Origin of the sequence: Frankia sp. AiPa1 (genome assembly GCF_023243075.1) — a bacterium.
GTDB lineage: Bacteria > Actinomycetota > Actinomycetes > Frankiales > Frankiaceae > Frankia.
In genome coordinates this window covers 1-1,312 of record NZ_JALKFZ020000011.1, presented here as the reverse complement: position 1 = coordinate 1,312, position 1,312 = coordinate 1, and the positions used below count along the sequence as shown (strand labels likewise).

The window sequence follows — 1,312 nt, the reverse complement described above, 5'->3', positions numbered from 1 at the left end:
TGATGTGCCCTTTTAAATCCGGACAGTCTCTATTAGGTTGATCTACGCGGCGGGCTGCTTTTTCAGGTATTCGTCGTGGACCTGTCGTGGGGTGCGGTAGTCGAGTGCGGAGTGGCGGCGTGTCGTGTTGTAGCGGAGTTCGATGTAGCGGGTGATGTCGCGGCGGGCGTGTTCGCGGGTGGGGTAGGCGGTGCGGTGGACCCGTTCGTTTTTGAGGGCGGCAAAGAATGATTCGGCCATGGCGTTGTCGTAGCAGATTCCGGTCCGGCCGACGGACTGGCGGATCCCGAACCTGTTCAACGTAGCAGCGAACTGGGCAGACGTATAGTTACTTCCGCGGTCGGAATGGAAAATGGCTCCGTCAGCGAGCTGGTGGTTGCGGGCGGCCATGGTGATGGCGGTGTCGATGAGCCCGGTCTTGTAGTTGTCGTCCATGGCCCAGCCGATGACGGCTTTGGTGTGGCAGTCGAGGACGGTCGCCAGATACAGCCAGCCTTCCCAGGTGGGAATGTAGGTGATGTCGCCGACCATCTTGGTGCCGGGGGTGTCGGCGGTGAAGTCGCGGTCGAGCAGGTCGGGGATCGCGGCCGGGGTCTGGTCGGGTTCGGTCAGAGCGTGCCGCCAGGGCCGTGGCTGGCAGGGCTCCAGGCCCTGCTCGCGCATGAGGGCCCGGACGAGTTCGAGGCCGCAGGGACGACCCCAGGCGGCCAGGTCAGCGTGGACGCGCCGGTGGCCGTAGGTGCCGTCGGAGGCGGTGAACGACCGGGCGACGAGCGCGGCGAGTTCCCCGCGGCGGGTCGCGGTCGCCGACGCTGGCCGGTCGCGCCATTCGTAGAAGCCGGACCGGGAGACGCCGAGCCAGACGCACATCTGGATGATCGACGGGACGGGTGTGGCGGCATTCGCGGTGGTGCGGGTGGCGTACTCCGCATCGATGAACTCGAACGTGTCGCTCACCGATGATCCTTGGCGAAGTACGCTGCGGCTTTTTTCAGGAACTCGTTTTCCATGCGCAGCTCACGGTTCTGCTGTTCAAGTTCACGCAGCCGCGCGCTTTCATCGGTGGTCGGTGGCGGCGCCTCGCCGGCGTGGGCCCGCCGGTAGGTGGCGACCCAGGTTCCAAGGGTTCCTTCTAGGATGCCGAGTTCCCGTGCGACATCGGAGATCGCACGGGATGTCTCGATCACCATCCTCACGGCTTCTTCCTTGAACTCGGCCGAGAATTTCCCACGCTTACGCGTCAACTAATCCTCCTTCCGTGATGCCCCCTATTCTAGTAGGGGGCACTGTCCGGAAGAAAAGAGGCACCTCA

At 64.1% G+C, this 1,312-nt stretch carries 1 protein-coding gene; it reads right to left on the bottom strand.

The window, feature by feature from the left end; translation table 11 throughout:
* Nucleotides 1-42: 42 nt before the first annotated feature.
* Nucleotides 43-1,244, bottom strand: a protein-coding gene (locus tag MXD95_RS04015; protein ID WP_250639159.1) for an IS3 family transposase whose coding sequence is annotated in 2 segments (ribosomal slippage) — nt 43-980 and nt 980-1,244 — 1,203 coding nt in all. Because the reading frame shifts where the segments join, the coding sequence is not laid out codon by codon here.
* Nucleotides 1,245-1,312 lie beyond the last annotated feature (68 nt).